This is a genomic window from Brevibacterium picturae (assembly GCF_900105045.1).
GTDB classification, from domain to species: domain Bacteria; phylum Actinomycetota; class Actinomycetes; order Actinomycetales; family Brevibacteriaceae; genus Brevibacterium; species Brevibacterium picturae.
Genome location: NZ_LT629739.1, coordinates 3302082 through 3322614, shown reverse-complemented (window position 1 = coordinate 3322614; position 20533 = coordinate 3302082). Strand labels below are relative to the sequence as shown.

At 65.2% G+C, this 20533-nt stretch carries 18 protein-coding genes; 10 read left to right on the top strand and 8 right to left on the bottom strand.

The genetic code is table 11. The annotated features are described in order from the left end of the window. The first annotated feature begins 185 nt into the window (after positions 1 to 185). The 8 genes from BLT92_RS15125 to BLT92_RS15090 all read left to right on the top strand — a co-directional run bounded on the left by BLT92_RS15125 (position 186) and on the right by BLT92_RS15090 (position 8879). Positions 186 to 1409: a TadA family conjugal transfer-associated ATPase gene (locus BLT92_RS15125; protein ID WP_092106862.1), complete on the top strand. Its 1224-nt coding sequence runs from the start codon at positions 186 to 188 to the stop codon at positions 1407 to 1409. Continuing rightward, entirely contained in the window at positions 1406 to 2335 is a 930-nt protein-coding gene (locus BLT92_RS15120) for a type II secretion system F family protein (RefSeq protein ID WP_092106860.1), read from the top strand. The genes BLT92_RS15125 and BLT92_RS15120 overlap by 4 nt, the downstream gene beginning before the upstream one ends. A 2-nt stretch (positions 2336 to 2337) precedes the next feature. Then, on the top strand, positions 2338 to 3270 hold the full coding sequence (locus BLT92_RS15115; protein WP_231939165.1) for a type II secretion system F family protein: 933 nt from the start codon (positions 2338 to 2340) through the stop codon (positions 3268 to 3270). 82 nt (positions 3271 to 3352) lie between these two features. Continuing rightward, positions 3353 to 3586: a hypothetical protein gene (locus BLT92_RS15110; RefSeq protein WP_231938870.1), complete on the top strand. Its 234-nt coding sequence runs from the start codon at positions 3353 to 3355 to the stop codon at positions 3584 to 3586. Continuing rightward, on the top strand, positions 3583 to 4056 hold the full coding sequence (locus BLT92_RS15105; RefSeq protein ID WP_172802530.1) for a TadE/TadG family type IV pilus assembly protein: 474 nt from the start codon (positions 3583 to 3585) through the stop codon (positions 4054 to 4056). Before BLT92_RS15110 ends, BLT92_RS15105 begins: the two co-directional genes overlap by 4 nt. Beyond that, the gene (locus BLT92_RS15100) at positions 4049 to 4519 is read left to right on the top strand and encodes a hypothetical protein (RefSeq protein WP_231938869.1); all 471 of its coding nucleotides are present in this window, start codon (positions 4049 to 4051) and stop codon (positions 4517 to 4519) included. The genes BLT92_RS15105 and BLT92_RS15100 overlap by 8 nt, the downstream gene beginning before the upstream one ends. Before the next feature lies 1 nt (position 4520). Further along, complete coding sequence (locus BLT92_RS15095) at positions 4521 to 4961, top strand: pilus assembly protein TadG-related protein (protein ID WP_092106857.1); 441 nt, start codon at positions 4521 to 4523, stop codon at positions 4959 to 4961. Between the two features lie 222 nt (positions 4962 to 5183). Continuing rightward, on the top strand, positions 5184 to 8879 hold the full coding sequence (locus tag BLT92_RS15090; protein ID WP_092106856.1) for an FtsK/SpoIIIE domain-containing protein: 3696 nt from the start codon (positions 5184 to 5186) through the stop codon (positions 8877 to 8879). Here the strand turns inward: BLT92_RS15090 and BLT92_RS15085 are convergent. Beyond that, positions 8851 to 9852 (bottom strand): GNAT family N-acetyltransferase, encoded by a 1002-nt coding sequence (locus tag BLT92_RS15085; protein ID WP_092106855.1) that lies wholly within the window; start codon positions 9850 to 9852, stop codon positions 8851 to 8853. The two genes, BLT92_RS15090 and BLT92_RS15085, sit on opposite strands and share 29 nt — an antisense overlap. Before the next feature lie 46 nt (positions 9853 to 9898). Between BLT92_RS15085 and BLT92_RS15080 the strand changes: the two genes are divergently transcribed. Together BLT92_RS15080 and BLT92_RS15075 are read left to right on the top strand one after the other, a co-directional pair. Further along, on the top strand, positions 9899 to 10708 hold the full coding sequence (locus tag BLT92_RS15080) for a purine-nucleoside phosphorylase (RefSeq protein WP_092106854.1): 810 nt from the start codon (positions 9899 to 9901) through the stop codon (positions 10706 to 10708). Between the two features lie 74 nt (positions 10709 to 10782). After that, on the top strand, positions 10783 to 12687 hold the full coding sequence (locus tag BLT92_RS15075) for a phospho-sugar mutase (protein ID WP_092106852.1): 1905 nt from the start codon (positions 10783 to 10785) through the stop codon (positions 12685 to 12687). Between the two features lie 109 nt (positions 12688 to 12796). Here the strand turns inward: BLT92_RS15075 and bioD are convergent, their stop codons facing one another. The 7 genes from bioD to BLT92_RS15040 all read right to left on the bottom strand — a co-directional run bounded on the left by bioD (position 12797) and on the right by BLT92_RS15040 (position 20508). Beyond that, entirely contained in the window at positions 12797 to 13564 is a 768-nt protein-coding gene (gene bioD / locus BLT92_RS15070; RefSeq protein WP_231938868.1) for a dethiobiotin synthase, read from the bottom strand. Next, the gene (locus tag BLT92_RS15065; RefSeq protein WP_092106850.1) at positions 13561 to 14691 is read right to left on the bottom strand and encodes an aminotransferase class I/II-fold pyridoxal phosphate-dependent enzyme; all 1131 of its coding nucleotides are present in this window, start codon (positions 14689 to 14691) and stop codon (positions 13561 to 13563) included. The genes bioD and BLT92_RS15065 overlap by 4 nt, the downstream gene beginning before the upstream one ends. Further along, entirely contained in the window at positions 14688 to 16022 is a 1335-nt protein-coding gene (bioA, locus tag BLT92_RS15060; protein ID WP_092106848.1) for an adenosylmethionine--8-amino-7-oxononanoate transaminase, read from the bottom strand. The genes BLT92_RS15065 and bioA overlap by 4 nt, the downstream gene beginning before the upstream one ends. Continuing rightward, positions 16015 to 17265 (bottom strand): biotin synthase BioB, encoded by a 1251-nt coding sequence (bioB, locus tag BLT92_RS15055; protein WP_092106846.1) that lies wholly within the window; start codon positions 17263 to 17265, stop codon positions 16015 to 16017. The genes bioA and bioB overlap by 8 nt, the downstream gene beginning before the upstream one ends. Positions 17266 to 17818: 553 nt before the next feature. Beyond that, positions 17819 to 18472 (bottom strand): deoxyribose-phosphate aldolase, encoded by a 654-nt coding sequence (gene deoC, locus BLT92_RS15050; RefSeq protein ID WP_092106844.1) that lies wholly within the window; start codon positions 18470 to 18472, stop codon positions 17819 to 17821. Positions 18473 to 18554: 82 nt separating this feature from the next. Then, positions 18555 to 19844 (bottom strand): thymidine phosphorylase, encoded by a 1290-nt coding sequence (locus BLT92_RS15045; protein ID WP_092106842.1) that lies wholly within the window; start codon positions 19842 to 19844, stop codon positions 18555 to 18557. Between the two features lie 169 nt (positions 19845 to 20013). After that, the gene (locus BLT92_RS15040; protein ID WP_092106840.1) at positions 20014 to 20508 is read right to left on the bottom strand and encodes a cytidine deaminase; all 495 of its coding nucleotides are present in this window, start codon (positions 20506 to 20508) and stop codon (positions 20014 to 20016) included. Positions 20509 to 20533: the final 25 nt, after the last annotated feature.

Genomic DNA, 20533 nt, shown 5'->3' with positions numbered 1-20533 from the left:
AATCCGCAATGACCACAAGTTCGCAAATCCCGTGCGTGAAACTACTCCTATGCCATTCGCCCTAAGCGCATGAAGTTATCCACAGATTCGGAAAACCACTGGATTCTTCTTTCGACTACAGATAGGTTAAAAACAAATCCAGCTGTTGGAAATATGATTCGCATTCTGTACTCCAGGGGTTCAACGTGGAAGCCACCGAGGTCATCAAGAGCGAAGTCCACAAGAGGATCAGAGACCTTGATGTGGACCCTCGCGCCGATATGCAACGCTCACGCGAGGTCATTCGCACGGTCATCTCCGAATACGACGAACGCAGCCTCGTCGCGGATCTGCCGCCCCTGGATGACAAGGAAGCAACATTCCGGACCATCGACAATCAGCTCTCCGGATTCGGCGCCCTGCAGGACTATTTCGATGATCCCCGGGTCGAGGAGATCTGGGTCAACTCCCCCAGCGAGATCTTCATCGCCATCGACGGCCTCCACCAGCTGACGACGACGAAACTCACTGCCGGTGAACTCGACGATCTCATCGAGAGAATGCTGCGCACCTCAGGCCGACGAGTCGATTTGTCCCAGCCCTTCGTCGATGCCATGCTCCCCGACGGTTCTCGGCTCCATGTTGTCCTGCCCGACATCACCCGCTCCTATCCTGCGGTCAACATTCGCAAGTTCATACAACGGCCGCGGAATCTGGCCGGTCTGGTCGCCCAGGGGTCGCTGACGCCGGTCGCTGCCCGGTTCCTCGACGCAGCCGTGGCCAGCGGCGCGAACATCTTGGTCTCCGGTGCAACTCAGGCCGGCAAGACCACCATGCTCAATGCCCTGGCCGGCTCCATTCCCGCCCGCGAGCGAATCATCTCCTGCGAAGAGGTGTTCGAGCTCAATCTGCCCAGCCGCGACTGGGTGCCGATGCAATGTCGCCAGCCCTCGCTCGAAGGCACGGGCGAGGTCACCCTGCGTTCCCTGGTCAAGGAAGCCCTGCGCATGCGCCCGACGCGCATAATCGTCGGCGAAGTTCGAGAGGCCGAGAGCCTCGACCTGCTCGTGGCCTTGAATTCGGGGCTGCCTGGAGCAGGAACGATTCACGCGAACTCCGCCCGCGCCGCGATCACGAAGATCTGCACCTTGCCGCTTTTGGCCGGGGCCAACATCTCTTCGTCCTTCGTTGTCCCCACAGTGGCGGTGAGCATCGACGTCGTCGTCCACCTGCGACGTGATCAGAACGGGACCCGTCTCGTCAGCGAGATCTGTGCTGTGCCCGGCGGTGTCGAGGGTGACGTCGTCGAACTCGACACGATCTTCCATTCGCCGCAGGGACAGCTGATTCGCAGTCAGGGGTTCGGCCACCTCGGCGAGCGTTTCGCCAGCATCGGCAAGGATCTCCATTCCATTCTGGAAACCGCATGAGCTACTCCCAATACAGTCTTCTTATCGGTGCGTGTCTGGGTGCGGGCCTGTTCCTGCTGTGGATGTCACTGTGGCAGAAGCCGGCAGGCAAACGAGTGCAGAAACGATGGATTCGTGAGCTCGATGACATGCTCACCGGAGCCGGGTTTCCGCGGATGCACCCGAGCCACCTGATCCTCATGTCGATGGCCGTCTTCATCGTCGTCAGCCTCGTCGCCACCGTCCTCACCGGCTCGTGGGCCATCGCCCTGTGCTTCGGCCTCTTCGCCTCCTGGTTGCCGCACCGACTGCTCCAGCATCGGGCGCGGAGCAAGCAGGTCATGCGTCGTGAGCTGTGGCCCGAGACCCTCGACCACCTCAATTCCGGCGTTCGTGCCGGCCTGTCACTGCCTGAAGCACTGAGTTCGCTGTCCCACCGCGGGCCCGAGCCGCTGCGTCCTCTGTTCGAAGTCTTCGCCGAGGAGTACCGGGCCAGCGGTTCCTTCGCCATCGCCCTCGAACGCTTCCGCCAGGTCAGTGCCGACCCGGTGGCGGACCGGATCGTCGTCGCCCTCAGCGTGACCAGGCAGGTCGGCGGAAGTGATCTCGGCACGATGCTGAGAGCACTCGCCCAGTTCGTTCGCGACGATGCCCGCACCCGCAACGAGCTCTCCGCCCGGCAGCAGTGGACGGTCAATGGTGCTCGCCTGGCGGTGGCAGCTCCCTGGGTGGTGCTTGCGTTCCTCTCGACCCGGCCCGAGACTGCCGTCGCCTACAATTCCCAGACCGGGCTGCTCCTCCTCGCCTCCGGGTTCGTCGTCTCACTGTTGGCGTATCAGGCGATGAAGCGGATCGGCAGACTCCCGCAGGAGCCGCGCGTCATCGAAGGATCATCACTGTCGTCCTCGTCGTTCCACCGTTCGGCCGAGGGCAGTGACGCTTGGTGAGCATGCTGACCGATCCGCTCACGATCCTTGCCCTGGGAACGTTCAATGGGTTGGCATTGTGCGTCTTCGTCCTCTCCTTGCCGCCGTTGCGGCGACCCTCGCTGTCGTCTCGCATCGCCCCGTATCTGCGTGATCAGGAATCGTTGGTCGACATCTACGCTCCGCCGACTCCCCGCGCGGAGGGGCTGGTGGGACTGCTCAAGTCCGTCACGTTCGGCGCCACCATGTGGGTGACGTCCCGGATCACCACGGACGCCACATTGAACCTGCGGATCAACCGCCTCGGCGGGGGTGCGTCTCTGGAACGCTTCCGGATCAACCAGATTCTGAACATCCTGGCGGGCATGATCGCCGCCGGATGCGTGGCCGGGCTGCTTTCGGCCCAACGGGGTTTCTCCCCTGTGGTCACCCTCGTCCTCATCATCAGCGGCGGCATCGCCGGACACATCACCAACGACTGGCGCCTGAGCCAAGCCATCGCCCGCCACGAGTCCCGCGTGCTCGCAGAGTTCCCCACCGTCGCCGAACTTCTCGCACTGTCCATCACCGCCGGCGAGGGAATCGTTGAAGCACTCGAGCGGGTATGTCGCACGTGCTCGGGAGACCTTGTCGATGAGCTGCGCACCGCCCTGGCTGCGACCAGGACCGGGACGCCGCTCGTCGATGCGCTCGATTCGATGGCCACCAGGATTGCCATTCCGGAGATCGTGCAGTTCGTCGACGGTTTGGCCGTGTCGATGACCCGCGGAACCCCGCTGGCAGAGGTCCTCCGCGCTCAGGCCGCCGATGTGCGAGAGCAGTCGCGTCGTCGCCTGCTCGAGCTGTCGGGAAAGAAGGAGATCGGAATGCTGGTACCGGTCGTTGTCTTTGTGCTCCCGGTGACCGTCATCTTCGCCGTCTTCCCCTCGCTCACCGTCCTCGATCTGAGCCCATGACCCAGTCTGACGCGCACAGTCGCCCCGCCCACGCCCCACCTGATCGCCCCGCCAACCGACCGCCCTGGAAGAAGGAGACACCATGTTCCACCACCTGCTGAACCGATTCGCCGGGTTCGTCATCGGTCTTACGATCGACGATCCCGATCGCCGAGGCGAGCGCCGAGGTAACCGACCAGACCGCGGCGATGTTCCCGGATGGGTCCTCATCACCTTGATGACAGCGGGGCTGGTCGTCGCTCTGTGGGCATTGGCCGGAGAGGCCTTCACCTCGATGTTCCAGGATGCGATGAACAAGGTCCGGGGAGCCGGGTGAGTCACCGGAAGTGCGGTGCTGACCAGGAATCGGGGTGCGGAAGCGCATTGGAACCCGAGTGCGAGATCCGCGACGGGGAATGCGAAGCTCGGGCTGATTCCGGTTCCGCGATCGCTGAGTTCGCCCTCATCGGCTCGCTCCTGGCCCTCGTTCTGGCCGGCACTCTGCAGATCGGCCTGGTCATCCACGTCCGCAACACCGTCATCGATTCGGCCATTGCCGGTGCCCGCCAGGCCAGCCTCGCCGATCAGTCAACGGCGGACGGACAACGCCTCGCCTCCGAGCTCATCACAGTGTCCGTGGGCGAGCGCTATGCCCAGTCGATCACCGTCACCGAGGCGCGGCACGGCCAGGTCGAAGTCGTCGAGGTTCGGGTGCGGACGCCGCTGCCCGTCCTCGGCCTGTGGGGCCCCGCCGAGGTGTGGGAGCTGAGCGGACGATCCATCGTTGAGGACGTCGACCGTGACTGAATCTGAAGCTGAGGTGTCGCAGGAACGCCGGGATTCGGGTCCGGGGGAACGCTGCGATTCGGGCACGGCCGTCATCGAATTCATCTTCGCCTCGATCGTCCTGCTCATCCCGGTGGTCTATCTCATGCTCGCGATCTCCCAGCTGCAGGCCGCCAGCTATGCCACCACGTCGACGGCGATCTCCGCCTCACGGATCGCGGCCCGCGATGCCACCCCCTCCGAAGCCCGAGCCCACCAGGTCGCAGACATGCATTTCACCGACTTCGGTCTCACCGACGTTCCCATCACCATCGACTACTCATGCTCCGGTCCCTGTGGACAAGCAGGTTCCCTCATCACCGCCCGAGTCGAGACGAAGGTGTCCCTCCCCGGGTTCCCGCTCCTCTTCGGCACCAAGCATTCCCCGCACATCACTCTGCGTGCCAACCACACGGACGTCGTCGCCACCGCAGGTGGGGGCTGAGATGACACGACAACAGCAGCGGGTCCCCGCCGATGACGGGTCGATCACCCCACTGGCCATCGGCTTCGTCGTCATCGCCCTGCTCCTCGCCTTCCTCATCGCAGCACTGACGGACCTGCACATGACCAGACGTGAGCTGCAGAGTGTGGCGGATTCCGCGGCGCTGGCCGCATCCGACTCGTTCGAACCGGCGCCGGGCGGAGAGCCTGGACTCGTGTTCTCACCAGCCGCAGCGAAACGGGCCGCCAGCCGCTATGTTGCCGCGGTACCGACCCCGCAGGGGCTGCACAATGTCACGCTCAGCGCCGATGCGGACGGGCAGCATTCGGTCGTCATCCGACTGCGCGCAGACTACTCCCCCGCGTTGCTGTCACCGTTCGTCCCCGATCTCATCGAGCTGCAGGCCACCGCGTACGCTCGCGGATCGCTGCGCATTTCCTGAGGCATTTCGCGAAGCATCTCGTACGGCGGGTATGAGGCATTTCGTGAGGCGGAAGTGAGGAGGGAGCCAACGATGTCGTGCATCCGGAAAAGCTGACTCTGACGTGTTCTCCTGTTGATCGCTCCGCCACTTCTGCTCGAAATACTTGTGGGCACAGATTCACTGTCAACAGGGATGCAAGGAGAGCTTGCCGCTTCCGGCTAACCTCGTGACTCTGGGAAGATGAAGACGCTCGGCCTCATCCACCGCATCGACGCCAACGCGAGCATCCGCACCGATGTGATCGAGGCAGACTCCGAACAGCTCGTCCTCGAAGTCTTCCTGGCCGTCTTCGGCCCCATCCTGACCTGGGCCGACCTGGTCGCTGGAAACCGTCTGCCGGAGAGCTCCGGCACCCCGGAGCATACGGTGAAATCCATGGCCTGGGGGCGGTGGCAGTCACTGAACCCTGTCACAGTCCTCGGGGTCTCCTGTCTGAATCGCGGAACCGGATCTGCATCGATCTCGGTGCTCGCGGGACCTGATTCGGGGTTCACAATCGGCATCGACCCCCGTGCTCCTCTGCTCAGCCGCATCAGCCACCCCGACTGTCTGAACATCATCGACCCGTGCATGTCACGCCGACCGACACGTCTGCAGCTGGGGCCGACCAGAGAGCAGGAGTTCTCCTCCTTGGGCACCACGATCTTCTCACCGACCGCCCCCGCGGCGGCCCCGCCCCCTGACACCGCTTCAGTCGCTTCCCTGGCACGGGGGCCTGCGCGCCTCGGACGTGAACCGACCCATGTGGCACCCGTGCCGATTGACGATCCCCGCCCGGCCAAACCTCCCCAATGGTGGGCATTCCTCATTCCCATCGCCATCGGCGGGGTACTCGCCGTCGTCACCGGAATGTGGTGGTTCCTCCTGTTCAGCGTGTCCGCACCTATCTCCGGTTATGTCGCCTATGTCATGGAGAAACGTCGCTACGCTCGCGATTGCGTCCAATGTGACATCGACCGACGAACCGCTCTGGAAACGGCACGGCAAGGACTGACCACTCTGATCACCGAACACAGACGTCGACTGCAGACCGGTTCGGGTCTGTGCCTCGGCTTCGGCTCTGCTCGCAGCCCCATCACCATCGCCGACGAACTCTACGACGACACCGATCACCTCGACGGCTCGGTCATCATCGACGATGTGCCACTTCGCATCGAACCGCGCACAACATCGGTGACGGTCACCGGCGATCACGAACAGCTGCGCCGCATGGCCCTGTCGTGGCTAGCCGACCCCTCCTACGACTGGCGCCCGTGCCCGGAGCTGCTCCGGCTTCCCGAACTGCAGGGAAGCCGCTTCGACCACGGATACGCACCGACTTCAGCCTCCACCACTGAATCCGCCGCCGCTTCATCACAAGCGCCTCGTCTGCCTCACGGAAGCTCAGCCGATTCGATGATCGGGTTGCGCCTGTCCGGCCACAGTTCGACGTCGACGCTGCATGTTGACGCACCCGCACCCACTGCTGCAATTTCGCTGTCGCTCGGCAGCCTCGCCCAGGCCCGCACCGAGGACTCATCGGCCGACGACGGTCCGGTGCCCGGCAGAGGCCTCATTGCCGCGCTCATGCCGCCAGGCCGATTCCTCACCCTCGCACACAGGCAGACGAGCCGGGCCTGGGCCGAACGCCTGCCGAACCACGGCCTCGGCGATCTCTACGATGACGAACCAGATGCCATTCGTCACCGCTGGTCACGGACTGCTCCGGGTCCGGTGACGATCGGGCGAGGGAGTCGCGGCGACATCGCCATCGACCTCTTCGAGGACGGGCCCCACGCGCTCGTGGCTGGGACGACTGGGAGCGGAAAATCCATTCTCCTCCAGACCTGGCTGCTCGCAATGGCATTGGAACACCCACCTCGGCGGCTGACTTTCGTCCTCATTGATTTCAAGGGCGGGGCGACGTTCGCTCCCTTGGAGGATCTGCCGCACACGGACAGCATCCTCGACGATTTCGATTCGGCCGCAGCATTCCGGGCATTGGTTTCGGTCCGGGCCGAAATCACCCGACGCGAGCGGCTCCTGGCCGACCACGGATGCTCCGATGTCCTCGAACTCGACGATCCCCCGCCGAGGCTGGTCGTCGTCATCGACGAATTCCACGCCCTCATGGCGACCCACCCGAAGGCTGCTGATCTGCTGGAGCACCTGACAGCGCTGGGCCGATCTCTGGGCGTGCATCTGATTCTGGCCACTCAGCGTCCGCTCGGAGTCGTCACCGGACAGATGAAGGCCAACATCAATATCCGCGTGTGTCTGCGCGTGCGCGATGATGCGGATTCCTTCGACGTCATCGGCGTCAACGCTGCCGCGCATTTGCCGCCGGGCAGACCAGGAGCAGCGTGCCTGGATTCGGGTTCGTCGATCGTGGAATTCCGCGTCGCCGTCCCCACGGCCGATTCCGCCTCCGTCGAGGTCAGTCATCGGCCTCGTCTCCGGCCGTGGGATCCTGGCCGAGGCCTCCCCATCCAGCACAGCGTCAACGGAATCCGCGTCCACAATCTCTGCCGGGCGGATGCTGAGGCCCATGACCGGACACGGCTGTCACCTGATCCGCTCCGCTCTGTGGTTCTCCCGCCTCTTCCCGACTCCGAAGAGATCACTGCACGGCTGTATTCATCCGCGGGCGACGGTCGCCCAGCAGTGACTGGGATTGTCGACATTCCCAGTCATCAGAGTCAGAGCGAATGGTCGTACTCCCCCGCTGTCGACGGGTCAGCCATCATCATCGGCACCGACCCGGACATCGTCGCATCGATGCTGAGGCGAATGGCGGCCAGCGCCGCCCAGACTCACCGGGTCGTGGCACTGGGACGCATCGCCGAGTCCCTGAAATGGGCCGAGATCACCTGCGGAATGGACATCGGGTGGCGGTTCCATACGATCCTCGACCATCTGAATCGAGGGCATGTCGCGCAGAGCCTGCCGCCCACGATCGTCGTGTGCAGCAACTGGAACGAGTTCATCGACTCGATGGACCACCAGATGGCGGCTGAGACTGAGCGACTCCTCAAACATGCCTCCGGACTGGGGCTGACGTTTCTGCTGGCCGGGTGCCGATCGGCCACGAGCACGAGCGCCGCCTTCACGACGCAGGTGATCTTCCCGCCCAGTGCGGGAGGAGATGGGCTCAGCGTCGGATTGTCGAGACAGCGGTTCGTCGGGACCTGGCCGGAATACCGGGCGGTGCTGGTCGGCCCCGGTGCTCACGAGGCCGGCGGTGACGGTGCCGACGTGCAGTTGGTGCCGCAGCGGCAGCGCGGCGCCGGTGCGGACGGCGCTGGTTCGGACGGCGACGGTTCGGACGGAGCCGCCGACAGGCGTCGCGGTTTCCCACCAGAATGGTGCGGCCTCAAAGGTCCCTCACACCCGGCGCAACCGGATCCGACGAGCACGTCGATGCCGTTGGGACGTGACCCCTTCGGCGAACTCGTGGTGTGGGATCCGCCCCGCGATGGGTCGGTGCTCAATGTTCGCGGTTCACCGCAGAGCGGCAAGACCGAGACTGCAACTGCGCTGCAGAACATGTGCGGGTCCGCGACGGACATCAGCCGCGGACTCGCAGTCCATGATGATGCGCACCTGGAGGCGAATTGGGATGCCTTCGACCTGCTCGACGGTGGTCTGCATGTGGTGACGACTCCAGTGCGGTTCACTCCCGGCTACGGCTCCCCTTTGTCCAAAGCTCAAGTGTTGGGGCCGATGCTGATCATCGGCACTCACAGTCGTCAGGATCTCAGCAATCTGGGCCTGCTCAGACTGCCGCCTCTGGATGGGGAACCAGGGACCGCCTGGTACATCACCGAACAGAGGGCTCAGGCGGTGAGGCTCTACTCAGCCGAGACTCTCAATTCATCTCCGCAGGGGGTCCCGTGAGTGTTTCGTAACGGTAGAGTTCACTCGCCTGTCCCGCTTCCAGGAGTCGGTCGGCCAGTGCCGAGACCACGGGCATGCCGCTCGTGACTTCGAGGACCACGTCGGCATCGACGGAGAGGCGGGCAAGGAGGAGCTCCGCATCGGCAATGGCAGCGTTGAACAGCTCGCTGGTGGTGTCGACGGCCTCCTCACGGGTTTCGAACATCGAGCCGAGGATGAGCTCGGTGGGTGCCTCGTCATCATCAGCCGCTGCCGGCATCGCATCAGTGATCTCGACGCCCGTCTGCTCGGCTTCCCTGGCGTAGGAGACGGCGAAGGCGCTCAGCCCTGCGTCCTCGGCCGCACCGGCATCCCCGTCGAGCAGTGCGGCACCATGGGCACCGACGGCTTCGGACAGGAACGCATTGTTGACCTGACCGATGGTCAGCGGACCGACTGCATCGTCCTTGTTCACGGCCGTGTACCAGGCGAGGAATGCCTTCGTCAGCTTCACCGAACCGGTGGCCACGATCTCGAGGTCCTCGGCACGTCCGCCACCGCTGGGCGGAAGCGCACCGGCAGCGACCTTGATCACCCGCGTCGTCGTCAGCGGAGTGAAACCGAGAGCCTGAGCGAACCCGGCACCCGAACTGCCGGACTGGACCCGAGTTCGCAGGTCAAGTCCCTCCACGGCAGTCCCCACGGTCTCGGCACACACGGCTTCGAACAGTTCCCGTCCCTGACCATGCCCCTGTTCTTCGGCCGCCACCTCGACGTGGGCCCACGCCCGGTAGGGGTGAAGCGGGGATTCGGCGATCGCTGCGGCACCGACGGGAACCTCGGGCACCACCTCAGCGATGACGGATCGCAGCAGAGGCGAATCCGAGGTCGGGCGGAACAGGGACCTGGCCATATGAGCGGCCGGCGTATCGGCGTCGGCGAACACCTCGTTCAACCGCAGGTCGTCACCATCGGTCAGGTCTCTGATCGGCATTGTGTGCGCTCCTTGAACGGGTCGAGAACTTGATAATCTTGGCGTCATGACTGACTTAAGCGATCCTACCGCCGCCGCCCGCGCCGCGGCCACGACCATCAACTCCAAAGCCGGCATCGAGGCCCATGACATTGCTCTCGTTCTCGGCTCCGGGTGGGGCGGAGCAGCCGAGCTCCTCGGCGAGACGATCAGCGAGATCTCGGCCGCGGACGTCCCCGGCTTCCACGCGCCCGCCGTCGAAGGCCACGGCGCCACCCTGCGCACGATCCGAATCGAAGCCAGCGGCAAGCACGCTCTCGTCCTCGGTTCCCGCACCCACTACTACGAGGGCAAGGGCGTGCGCGCCGTCGCCCACGGGGTCCGCACCGCCGCTGCCGCCGGCTGCGAGAACCTGGTGCTCACCAACGGCTGCGGAGGGCTCAATCGCAATTGGGCCGCCGGCACCCCGGTCCTCATCTCCGACCACCTCAACCTCACCGGCACCTCCCCCATCGAAGGTGCGAACTTCGTCGACCTCACCGATCTGTACTCCCCGCGCATGCGTGCCATCGCCAAGGAGATCGACCCCAGCCTCGACGAGGGCGTCTACGCACAGTTCCGCGGACCTCACTACGAAACTCCCGCCGAGGTGCGCATGGCCGGAGTCCTCGGCGCCGACCTCGTCGGAATGTCCACCTCGTTGGAGGCAATCGCCGCACGTCAGGCAGGTCTGGAACTCATGGGCATCTCCCTGGTGACGAACCTGGCCGCCGGCATCCAGGAGACTCCGCTCTCCCACGCCGAGGTCATCGAGGCCGGGGTCGCCGCCGCCCCGCGCATCTCGCAGCTGCTCGCCGATATCGTCTCGAAGCTCTGAACGCGCCAGCATTTCCAGCACTTCCCTCCCCAACGGGAGCTCACCCGTTCCAACAGCACTGGACAAGGACAGATATGACCGAAGTAGCCGATCGCTTCACCGCCGGGTTCGACGCCGAAATCGTCGAGGCGTGGATCGCCGATGACCCCGATCCGCAGACCGCGACCACGTTGAGCAGCATCCTGGCCGCGGCGAAGACCGGTGATGAGGCTGCCCTCGCAGACCTCGAGGATCGTTTCGCCGGTCCCCTGGAGTTTGGCACCGCGGGTCTGCGCGGAGAGATCGCGGCCGGACCCAACCGGATGAACCGTGCCGTCGTCATCCGCGCCGCAGCCGGACTCTCCCGTTTCCTTCTGAACACGGTGGGTGAGGGTTTCACGGTCGTCATCGGCTGCGATGCCCGCTACAAGTCCTCAGACTTCGCAGCCGACACCGCCGCTGTCGTCACGGCGGCCGGCGGTACGGCCATCCAGCTGCCCGATCAGCTGCCGACCCCGTTGTTGGCGTTCGCACTGTCTCATTTGAAGGCCGATGCCGGAGTCATGGTCACCGCCAGCCACAACCCGCCTGCGGACAACGGCTATAAGGTCTATCTCGGTCAGCGTCCGCTGCTCGCGATCGAATCCGACCCTGGTGCTGCCGAGGCTGGTGCCGGTGCTCAGATCGTCAGCCCAGCCGATGCCCTCATCGCCGAGCAGATCGCGGCCGTGTCATCCGTGGCCTCGGTGCCTCGTGCCGAATCCGCCTGGGAGCATCTCGATGAGTCGATCGTCGAAACCTACCTGGCTCGCATCGATGCCCTGGATGTGCGCTCGAACGCCGATCTGACCATCGTGCACACCTCCCTGCACGGGGTCGGAGCTTCCGTCGCCGAGGCGGCACTGGCCCGCACGGGTTTCTCCAACGTGCATCCGGTGCCGTCCCAGCAGACACCGGAGCCGGATTTCCCGACAGTGGCGTTCCCGAACCCAGAAGAGGCCGGTGCCCTCGATGAGTCGTACGCCTTAGCCAAGGAGGTCAACGCCGACCTGATCATCGCCAATGACCCGGACGCTGACAGGTTCTCCGCAGCCATCCCGGATGTCTCCCTGGCAGCCGGTTACCGGCAGCTGTCCGGCGACGAGGTGGGTCTCCTCCTCGGTGAGGACATCGCGACCCGCATGGCACAGGGCGCCCATCATTCGAAGCGGCAGGTGGCCGCGGACGCCGTTGGAGTCGAAGGATCGGCGGGAGGCGCGGGACCAGCAGGGGCTGGCGAGGCGTCTGACTCAGCGTCGCCGGTGTTCGCGAACTCGATCGTCTCTTCCCGGGGCCTGGCTGCCGCTGCCGAAAGCCACGGTTTCACTGCGAAGAACACACTCACGGGTTTCAAGTGGATCTCCCGTGTTCCCGACCTGGTCTTCGGCTACGAAGAGGCTTTGGGGTACTGCGTCGACCCCACAGCTGTCCGGGACAAGGACGGAATCTCCGCTGCCGTGACCTTCGCAGCTTTGGCCTCACGACTCAAGGAGTCGGGTTCAAGCATCGAGACCGAGCTCGACCGGATTCGCAATCGCGACGGATACTTTGCCACCGCGCCGCTGAGCTTCCGCTTCGACGATGTCTCCCTCATCGCCGCAGCCATGGCGAAGTTGCGGGAGAACCCACCAACGACTCTGGCAGGCTCCCCGGTCGCCGAAGTCCATGACCTTTCACTGGGTTACGACGGCTTGCCTCCCACCGATGGCATCCTGCTGCTTTCCGAGGCGAACTCTCGAGTGATCGTGCGCCCTTCGGGTACGGAGCCAAAACTCAAGTGCTACCTCGAGGTCGTCGCCGACCCCTCCGAGCTGGAGGCCTCGGCCGAAGCCGACACCCGAGCCGCGGCCAGTGCGGGTGTGCGGGTGTCAGCCGACTCGGCGAGCTCCTCCCTTAAACCGGCCTTGACCGAGCGCCTGGCCTCCATCAACACCGAACTCAAGACCTTCTTCGGTCTCTGAGGCGACAGACGCCGTATTAGCCCATCCGGTCTCCCCCGGCCACAGCTTCGTTCAGTGCATGATGAAGTTGCGGGCCGGGGATCCGACGGGGGCCGCCGACGCTGCTGAGTCAGCAGGGCAGATGGAGCCAACCGGGTGCTTGTGCTGTGAACTCGCCGCGCCCGAGGCGGTGGCCGGCTCCGGCGGGAACCGCACCGAGGATGGGGGCAATAGCCGACAGCGCGCAGCGATTGTCACGGTCGACCGGCGGCGCAGGCTCGGGCCACGAGCCCAAAATGATGCCGGTGACCGATATGTGCCGATTCCCCAGGGCTTCGGCCGTCAGAGCAGTGTGGTTCAGTGTGCCCAGGCGCGAGCGGGAGACGATGACGGCACCGACGGAGTCTGGATTGGGCGAAAGGCAGGCGACGATGTCGGCAGCAGTGTGGCCTCCGAAGTCGACGAGCACTCCCCCTGCGCCTTCGATGAGGACATGGTCAGCACCGGTGCGTTCGGCAGCCGTGTGGATGAGCTCTGCATGCTCGGTTGCGCCGGGCAGGGTCGAGGCCGCTCGGGCAGTCGGCGACACGGATCCAGTCGACTCCTCGCGCGCCGCCGGAAGCGGAGCCATCGGCAGACGCAGCGTGATATTCGTGAACGTATGGATTCCGGTCAGCCGAGCGACGATCTGGGCGTCGGATTCGGTGACGACATCGCTGTAGTCGGCTTCAAGCTGCTCGCGCTGTGGATCGTCGGGGCTGATGTGCCCCGTCTGGACCGGTTTGCACATGATGACCCGCCGCCCGGCGGCTGTCAGCGCCACGGCCAGCGCCGCGGTCGCAATCGTCTTGCCGACGCCGGTGTCCGTTCCCGTGACGAGCAGGAACCGCGGAATCACCCTGCCTCCGCAACGCAGGCATCGGTGATCGCCCGGATCCGCTCACAGGCATGGGCCAGCTCATCGGGGCTCAGACCAGCACGCGCGGTCGGCCGCACCCGCGTGATGCCATCAGGAACCGAGGGCGGGCGGAAGCAGCCGACTAGGATCCCCTCCTGACGCAGCAGAGCCCGTGCTCGCACCCCGGATTCGGGGGTCGGCATCGGCACCGAGAGCACAGCGCCGGCAGGAATCGGCACCTCAAGCGCTGTTGCGAGCGCGTTCCGCGCGCCTGCCATGGATGCCACCCTGTCGGAAGTGATGAGGCCAAGCGCCGCATGGGCGGCTGCCGCGTTGGCCGGGGCGAGCCCGGTGTCGAAGATGAAGGAGCGAGCAGTGTTGACGGCGGCATCGCGGATGAGCTCGGAGCCCAGCAGCGCTCCTCCTTGGGAGCCGAGCGTCTTAGACAGGGTCGCGGTGACGACGAGCCGCTCGCGGTGTTCGCTCAGGCCCGCGGCTGCACCCATTCCGCAGTGTTCGTCGATACCGGCCACACCGATCCCGTGGGCCTCGTCGGCAAGGAGGATAGCATCGTAGCGCTCACAGAGTTGTAGCAGTCGCGGCAGATCGGCTGCGTCGCCGAGGACGGAGTAGACCGATTCGACGATCACGAGCGCCTCGGCCTGCGCCCGGTCGGCCAAGGCCGTTTCGACGGCGCTCGGATCATTGTGGGCAACGACGGTGATCGAGGCCTTCGTCAGACGACAGGCGTCAATGAGTGAGGCGTGATTGTGGGCGTCGGAGACGATGAGGGTATCTGGCCCAGCCAAGGTCGTGACGGCGGCGATATTGGCCAGATAACCGCTGGAGAACGTCACGCACGCCGGGTGCCGCAGCCGTTCGGTAAGCGCGGCTTCGAGCAGGTGATGGGCGCGGGTGGTTCCGGTGACGAGGCGCGAGGCCCTAGCTGAGGTGCCATAGTCTTCGATCGCTTCGATCGCCGCCGCACGCACAACCGGATGCTGCGAGAGACCGAGGTAGTCGTTGGAGGCGAGGTCGAGTCCGTTGAGCACCGGATCATTGCGGTCCATATCGGCGGCCCTGCGGCGTTCGGCTGCCACGGTCATGCGGGAGGCGATGGCGTTCACTGCAGATCTCCTTCGGAGTGGGCCGCGGCGGCAGCGACCATTGCTGCCGTGATCGTCGCCATCGTCTCCGGTGTCGAAATGTAGGGCGGCATGGTGTAGATGTGTCGCCGGAAGGGCCGCAGCCACACGCCGTGCTCGGCGGCGATGCGCGTGGTGAGTCCGACATCGACCGGACGTTCGAGTTCGATGACGCCGATGCCACCGGTGACACGCACCTCGGCGACGTGCGCCATCTCTCGAGCCGGCGCGAGACCGGCTGTGAGTGCGGGAGAGATGCGGGCAATGGCCGGCTCCCAGCCGCTCGTGTCATCGGTGAAGAGCAGCCCGACCGAGGCTGTGGCTGCTGCGCAGGCCAGCGGATTGGCCATGAAGGTCGGTCCGTGCATGAGCGCCCGGTGGGAGGAAGCGGTGATGACCTCGGCTATCGGCCCACTGCACATGAGTGCCGCCAACGTCAGATAACCGCCGGTCAGAGCCTTGCCCAGGCACATGACATCCGGGGTGATGCCGGCCGAGCGGCAGGCGAAGTCAGCACCGGTGCGGCCGAAGCCGGTGGCGATCTCATCGGCGATGAACACGGCGTCGATCTCGGTGGCCAGCCGCCGCAGCGCCCGCAGGGCCGCCGGGTGATAGGGCCGCATACCGCCAGCGCCCTGGAAGAGAGGCTCGACGATGATGCCGGCGAGTTCGGACCCATGCATGTCGACGAGGTTCTCCGCCCGGACCACCCAGGCATCGACCTCGACGGTGGAAGCCTCCGGCAGCGGAGGACGCGGTAGGAAGAGCTGTGGGGACAGCAGTCCGGCGAAGTCGGCGTGCATTCCCCCGACCGGGTCGCACACGCTCATCGCACCGGTCGTGTCACCGTGATAGGCGCCTTCGAGGGCGAGGAAGCGACTGCGGTCGCGTCCGCGAGCCTGTTGGTACTGGGTGGCGAGCTTGAGCGCGACCTCGACCGAGACCGAGCCTGAGTCGGCCAGGTAGACATGGTCGAGGCCGGCCGGTGTGACCGCGACGAGGTGCTCGGCCAGGTCGACGGCCGGGCCGTGGGTCAGACCGCCGAACATGACATGCGAGAACGAGCGGATCTGGTGAGTCAGTGCCGCGTCCATGACCGGGTGTCGGTAGCCGTGGACAACCGCCCACCACGAGCTCATCCCGTCCAGGAGCCGATGTGGCGAGCCAGAAGTATCACACAGTTCCACATAGGCACCGGCTGCACCGGTGACCGAAAAGTGCGCCCCAGCATCGAGGGGACCATAGGGGTGCCAGAGAAGACCGGCATCCCTGTCCAGCGTGCTCTGGGGACTCGAACGTGCCGGCTCAGGCATTGGGAGAGATCTCTGTGCCGGCACCGCGGCGGCGGATCGTCGGAATCGTCACGCCCGAGTTGCCTGCCTCGTGACCGACAGCGGGCAGCGGTTTGCCACACGGCAGTGCGCCACCTGCGACTGGTGTTGGTGCAGTCTCGCTCGATGCGCCAGTGCTGGCAGCGGACGCACCGTCGCCGTTCGCGGGGCCGGGTGCTTCGCCGTCGAAGGCAGCCTGATGGGCTGCCCTGTGGGCCTTGAGCTCGTCGCGCAGCTGCTGGGCACTCTCCGCGCCGACGATCTCGAACCCGCCATCGACGATCATGTCGAGATCCTCTTCGGCGGCCTGCCCCTCCGAAGTGAGGTAGTCGCCGAGGAACAGCGAATTGGCCACATTCAGCGACAGCGACTGCAGCGAACGCAGGTGCATTTCACGGCCGCCGGCAATGCGCAGTTCGCGATCCGGGCACAGGAAGCGCACAGCGCACAGAATCCTCACGCAGTGCTGCGGGGTCAGAGTGTTGGTGCCCTCCAATGGGGTGCCGTCGAAGGGGATGAGGAAGTTGACCGGGATCGAGTCGGAGTCGACGGCTCTGAGCGATTCGATCGCCTCGATGATCTGGTCGTTCGTCTCGCCCACGCCGACGAGGAGTCCCGAGCACGGGGAGAGTCCGGCGCCGCGAGCCTTGTCGACGGTGTCGACCCGGTCGGCAAAGGTGTGTGTCGAGCAGATGTCGGCGTAGAGGGACTCAGCGGTGTTGAGGTTGTGGTTGTAAGCATCGACCCCGGCCTCCTTGAGGCGATGTGCTTGACCCTCCTTGAGGAATCCGAGGCAGGCGCAGACCTCGACGCCGGGAGTGGCAGACTTGATCTCCTCGACCATTCCCGAGACGCGATCAACATCCCGATTCGACGGACCGCGGCCGGAGGCGACGAGACAGACGCGCGAGGCACCTCCGGCCAGACCGAAATCCGCCTGGCGCTTAGCCTCCTCCTTGGGCAGCCAGGAATACTTGAGGATCTCCGCTTCGGAGCCTAGGCGCTGCGAACAGTAGCTGCAGTCCTCCGGGCACAGCCCGGACTTGAGGTTGACGAGGTAGTTGATCTTGATGCGCTTACCGAAGTGCTCGCGCCGCAGTCGGGCTGCGGCTGCGACGAGATCGAGCAGATCCTCATTCGGGGACGACAGGATCGCGCGGGCATCGGAGGCGGTGGCTGAGGTACCGGAGAGCACACGCTCGGCCAGTGAGAAGTAGTTAACCATAACCCAATTATTGAACACTGTTCAGGAGTGGGCAAAATCATCCTCCCCAGACGCGGCCGCATCCGAGCCGCATCCGCCGCCGTCAGAGGTCCTCCGCCTTCGGGATGATCAATGGCCGGAACGTCGGCTCACAATGACACTTGGGGGCTCCGACGGACTCGTCGTACTCTTTCAGCCCCTGGCTGCGCGGCAGCGCTCGACCCGGCACCTAGGTGGGCAAAGTGCCACTCGGCTCACCTTCCGGTGGGGAGAGTCTTCATCCGCCTGATGGCCCGACAGCTCGGAGTGGGCGACCTCCCGAGACGTGTTGAGAGTCACGACCGCCTCGGCGAGTGCGGCGCTCCAGCCCGCACTCAAGGAGCGGCTGATAACCATCAGCACCTAGCTCAAGGACTTCTTCGGGTCTGAGGTTCGGTGCCGGGCAGCCGCGGCCCGGAAACATACAGTCGAAGTCAGACAGAGCTGGCTGCAACCAACTCAGTCTGACTTCGACTGCAGAAGCGCGTGGGGAGGAATCTTAACTGCTCCCCAGGAGGAGTCTCCTTAGAAACGCTCAGTCGCTGAGTCCTCCAAGGATCCCCGCGGACCCGGACAGTCCGAGACGCGAGGCTCCCGCCTCAATCATTTCCTCTGCGGCTTCGACGCTGCGGATTCCACCGGAAGCCTTGACGCCGAGGCGGTTGCCCACGGTTTCGCGCATGAGGGCCACAGCGTGTGCGCTGGCGCCGCCTGCCGGGTGGAAACCGGTCGAGGTCTTGACGAAGCCTGCCCCGGCGGCCTCGGCGCGGCGGCAGGCCTGAACGATCTGGTCGTCGCTGAGCGCTGCAGATTCGACGATGACCTTGACCAGGGCGCTGCCGCTGGCGTCGACGACGCCGCGGATATCAGCCTCGACAGCGTCGAAGTCACTGGCGATGGCCTGTCCGATGTTGATGACCATGTCGACTTCATCTGCACCGTCGGAAACGGCTTGGGCAGCCTCGGCGGCCTTGATCTCTGGCTTGACCTGACCGCTGGGGAATCCGACGACGGTGGCGACGACCAGCTCGCCGGGATCGGTGACGGGAAGCAACGACGGGGAGACGCAGATCGCGAGCACGCCGAGGTCCTTCGCTTCGGACACGAGTGCCTCAACATCGGCAGGGGTGGCTTCGGGCTTGAGCAGTGTGTGATCGATGATCGCTGCGACTTCGGTTCTGCTGGTCATGGTTGTCCTCCAGTGTGATTCGTGGTGCGGTGGTTCGTGGTGTGCGAAGACGTACCGTGATGTGCCGAACGTGATCGGCGGTTCAGGTGATCTTCTCAAGCACGATCGACTCGGAGACCGAGCTGAGATCGCCTCCGATCTCGACGGCATCTGCAAGAGATTCGATCGCCCGGGCGAAGCGCTCCGGGGTGGCTGTGTGCAGGGTCATGAGCGGTTGGCCAGCGGTCACGGCCTCGCCGGGCTTGGCATGGAGCTCGATGCCGGCGACGTCCTGGACCGGATCTTCCTTCCGTGCCCGTCCGGCACCCAGACGCCAGGAGGCGACTCCCACGGACAGCGCATCGAGCCTGCTGAGCACTCCGGACTCGGGTGCGGTGACGACCTCAGTGTGCTCGGCGACGGGCAGCGCGGCCTCGGGATCACCGTTCTGGGCCCGGATCATCCGCTTCCAGACGTCCATCGCCCGACCGTCGGACAGCGCCGCGCGCACATCGACGTCGGTCTTACCGGCCAGACGCAACATCTCCTCGGCCAAAGCCACGGTCAGATCCACGACGTCTGAGGGGCCGCCGCCGGCCAGGACCTCCACGGACTCACGGACCTCGAGGGCATTGCCGACCGTAAGCCCCAGCGGGGTGGACATGTCCGTGAGCAGCGCCGAGGTCTTGACCCCAGCCGCTTTGCCCAGATCGACCATGGTCCGTGCCAGCTTCTGGGCCTTGGACAGGTCCTTCATGAAGGCCCCGGACCCGACCTTGACGTCGAGGACGAGCCCCTGGGTGCCCTCCGCGATCTTCTTCGACATGATCGACGAGGCGATGAGCGGAATGCAGTCGACCGTCGAGGTCGTATCGCGCAGTGCGTAGAGCTTCTTATCCGCCGGTGCCAGGCCGGACCCCGCGGCGCAGATGACCGCGCCGAGGTCCTCGAGCTGGTCGAGGATCGCCTTATTGCTCAGGCCCGCCTGCCACCCGGGAATGGACTCGAGCTTGTCCAGGGTCCCGCCGGTGTGGCCCAGGCCGCGACCCGAAAGCTGCGGGACGGCGACGTCGAAGACCGCGACGAGCGGGGCCAGGGGCAGGGTGATCTTGTCCCCGACTCCCCCGGTCGAATGCTTGTCCGAGGTCGGCCGGGACAGGGACGAGAAGTCCATCCGCTCGCCCGAGGCGATCATCGCCTGCGTCCAGTCCGCGATCTCGCCCGGTTCCATGTCGTTGATGAAGATCGCCATGGCCAGGGCCGCCATCTGCTCATCGGCGACGACACCACGGGTGTAGGCATCGATCACCCAGTCGATCTGCTCTTTGCGCAGGGTGCGGCCATCGCGTTTGGCTGCGATGACGTCGACGGCATCGAATGCCTCTACAGTCACGATCTCAGTCCTTCGTTCTCGGGGTGGTGCCGTTCGCAGGATGCGGTAGTTCCCGGGGTGTGCCGTTCTCGTGCTGTGGCCGTTCTCGTGGTCACAGCTGGTCACAGCCGGTCACAGCTGATCGCCGAGGTGGCGCTGGAACTGCGGGGCCACCTCGGCGACATCGGGTTCAGTGCTTGGCGGAGCCTGCGCCCGGCGCAGCGGGGCGCAGGTGATCGGGGCCGAAGGCTTCGGGCAGCACCACCGACATGGGTTCCCGCCCGCTGGGCATATTGAGCATGAGGTCGTTGCCGCCGTGCTCGAACAGAAGTTGGCGGCATCGTCCGCACGGGACCAGGGTCGCTCCCGCACCATCGACGCAGTCGAATGCCACGAGTCGGCCGCCGCCGGACATGAACAGGTCGGAGACGAGCGAGCATTCGGCACACAGTGTGACCCCGAACGAGGCGTTCTCGATATTGGCGCCGCTGACGATTCGTCCGTCATCGACGAGTGCGGCCGCACCGACCGGATAGGACGAATACGGAACGTAGGCATACTGCATTGCCCGCATCGCCTCATCGCGCAGCAGCGACCAGGTTTCCTCGCTCAGGTCGTCGACCGTGGCAGGGATGGGTTCCACGATCCACTCGTGTTCAGAGGCTTCGACATCTGTGGAAGTCATAGGGGATACCTCTCTCTTGGGGTTT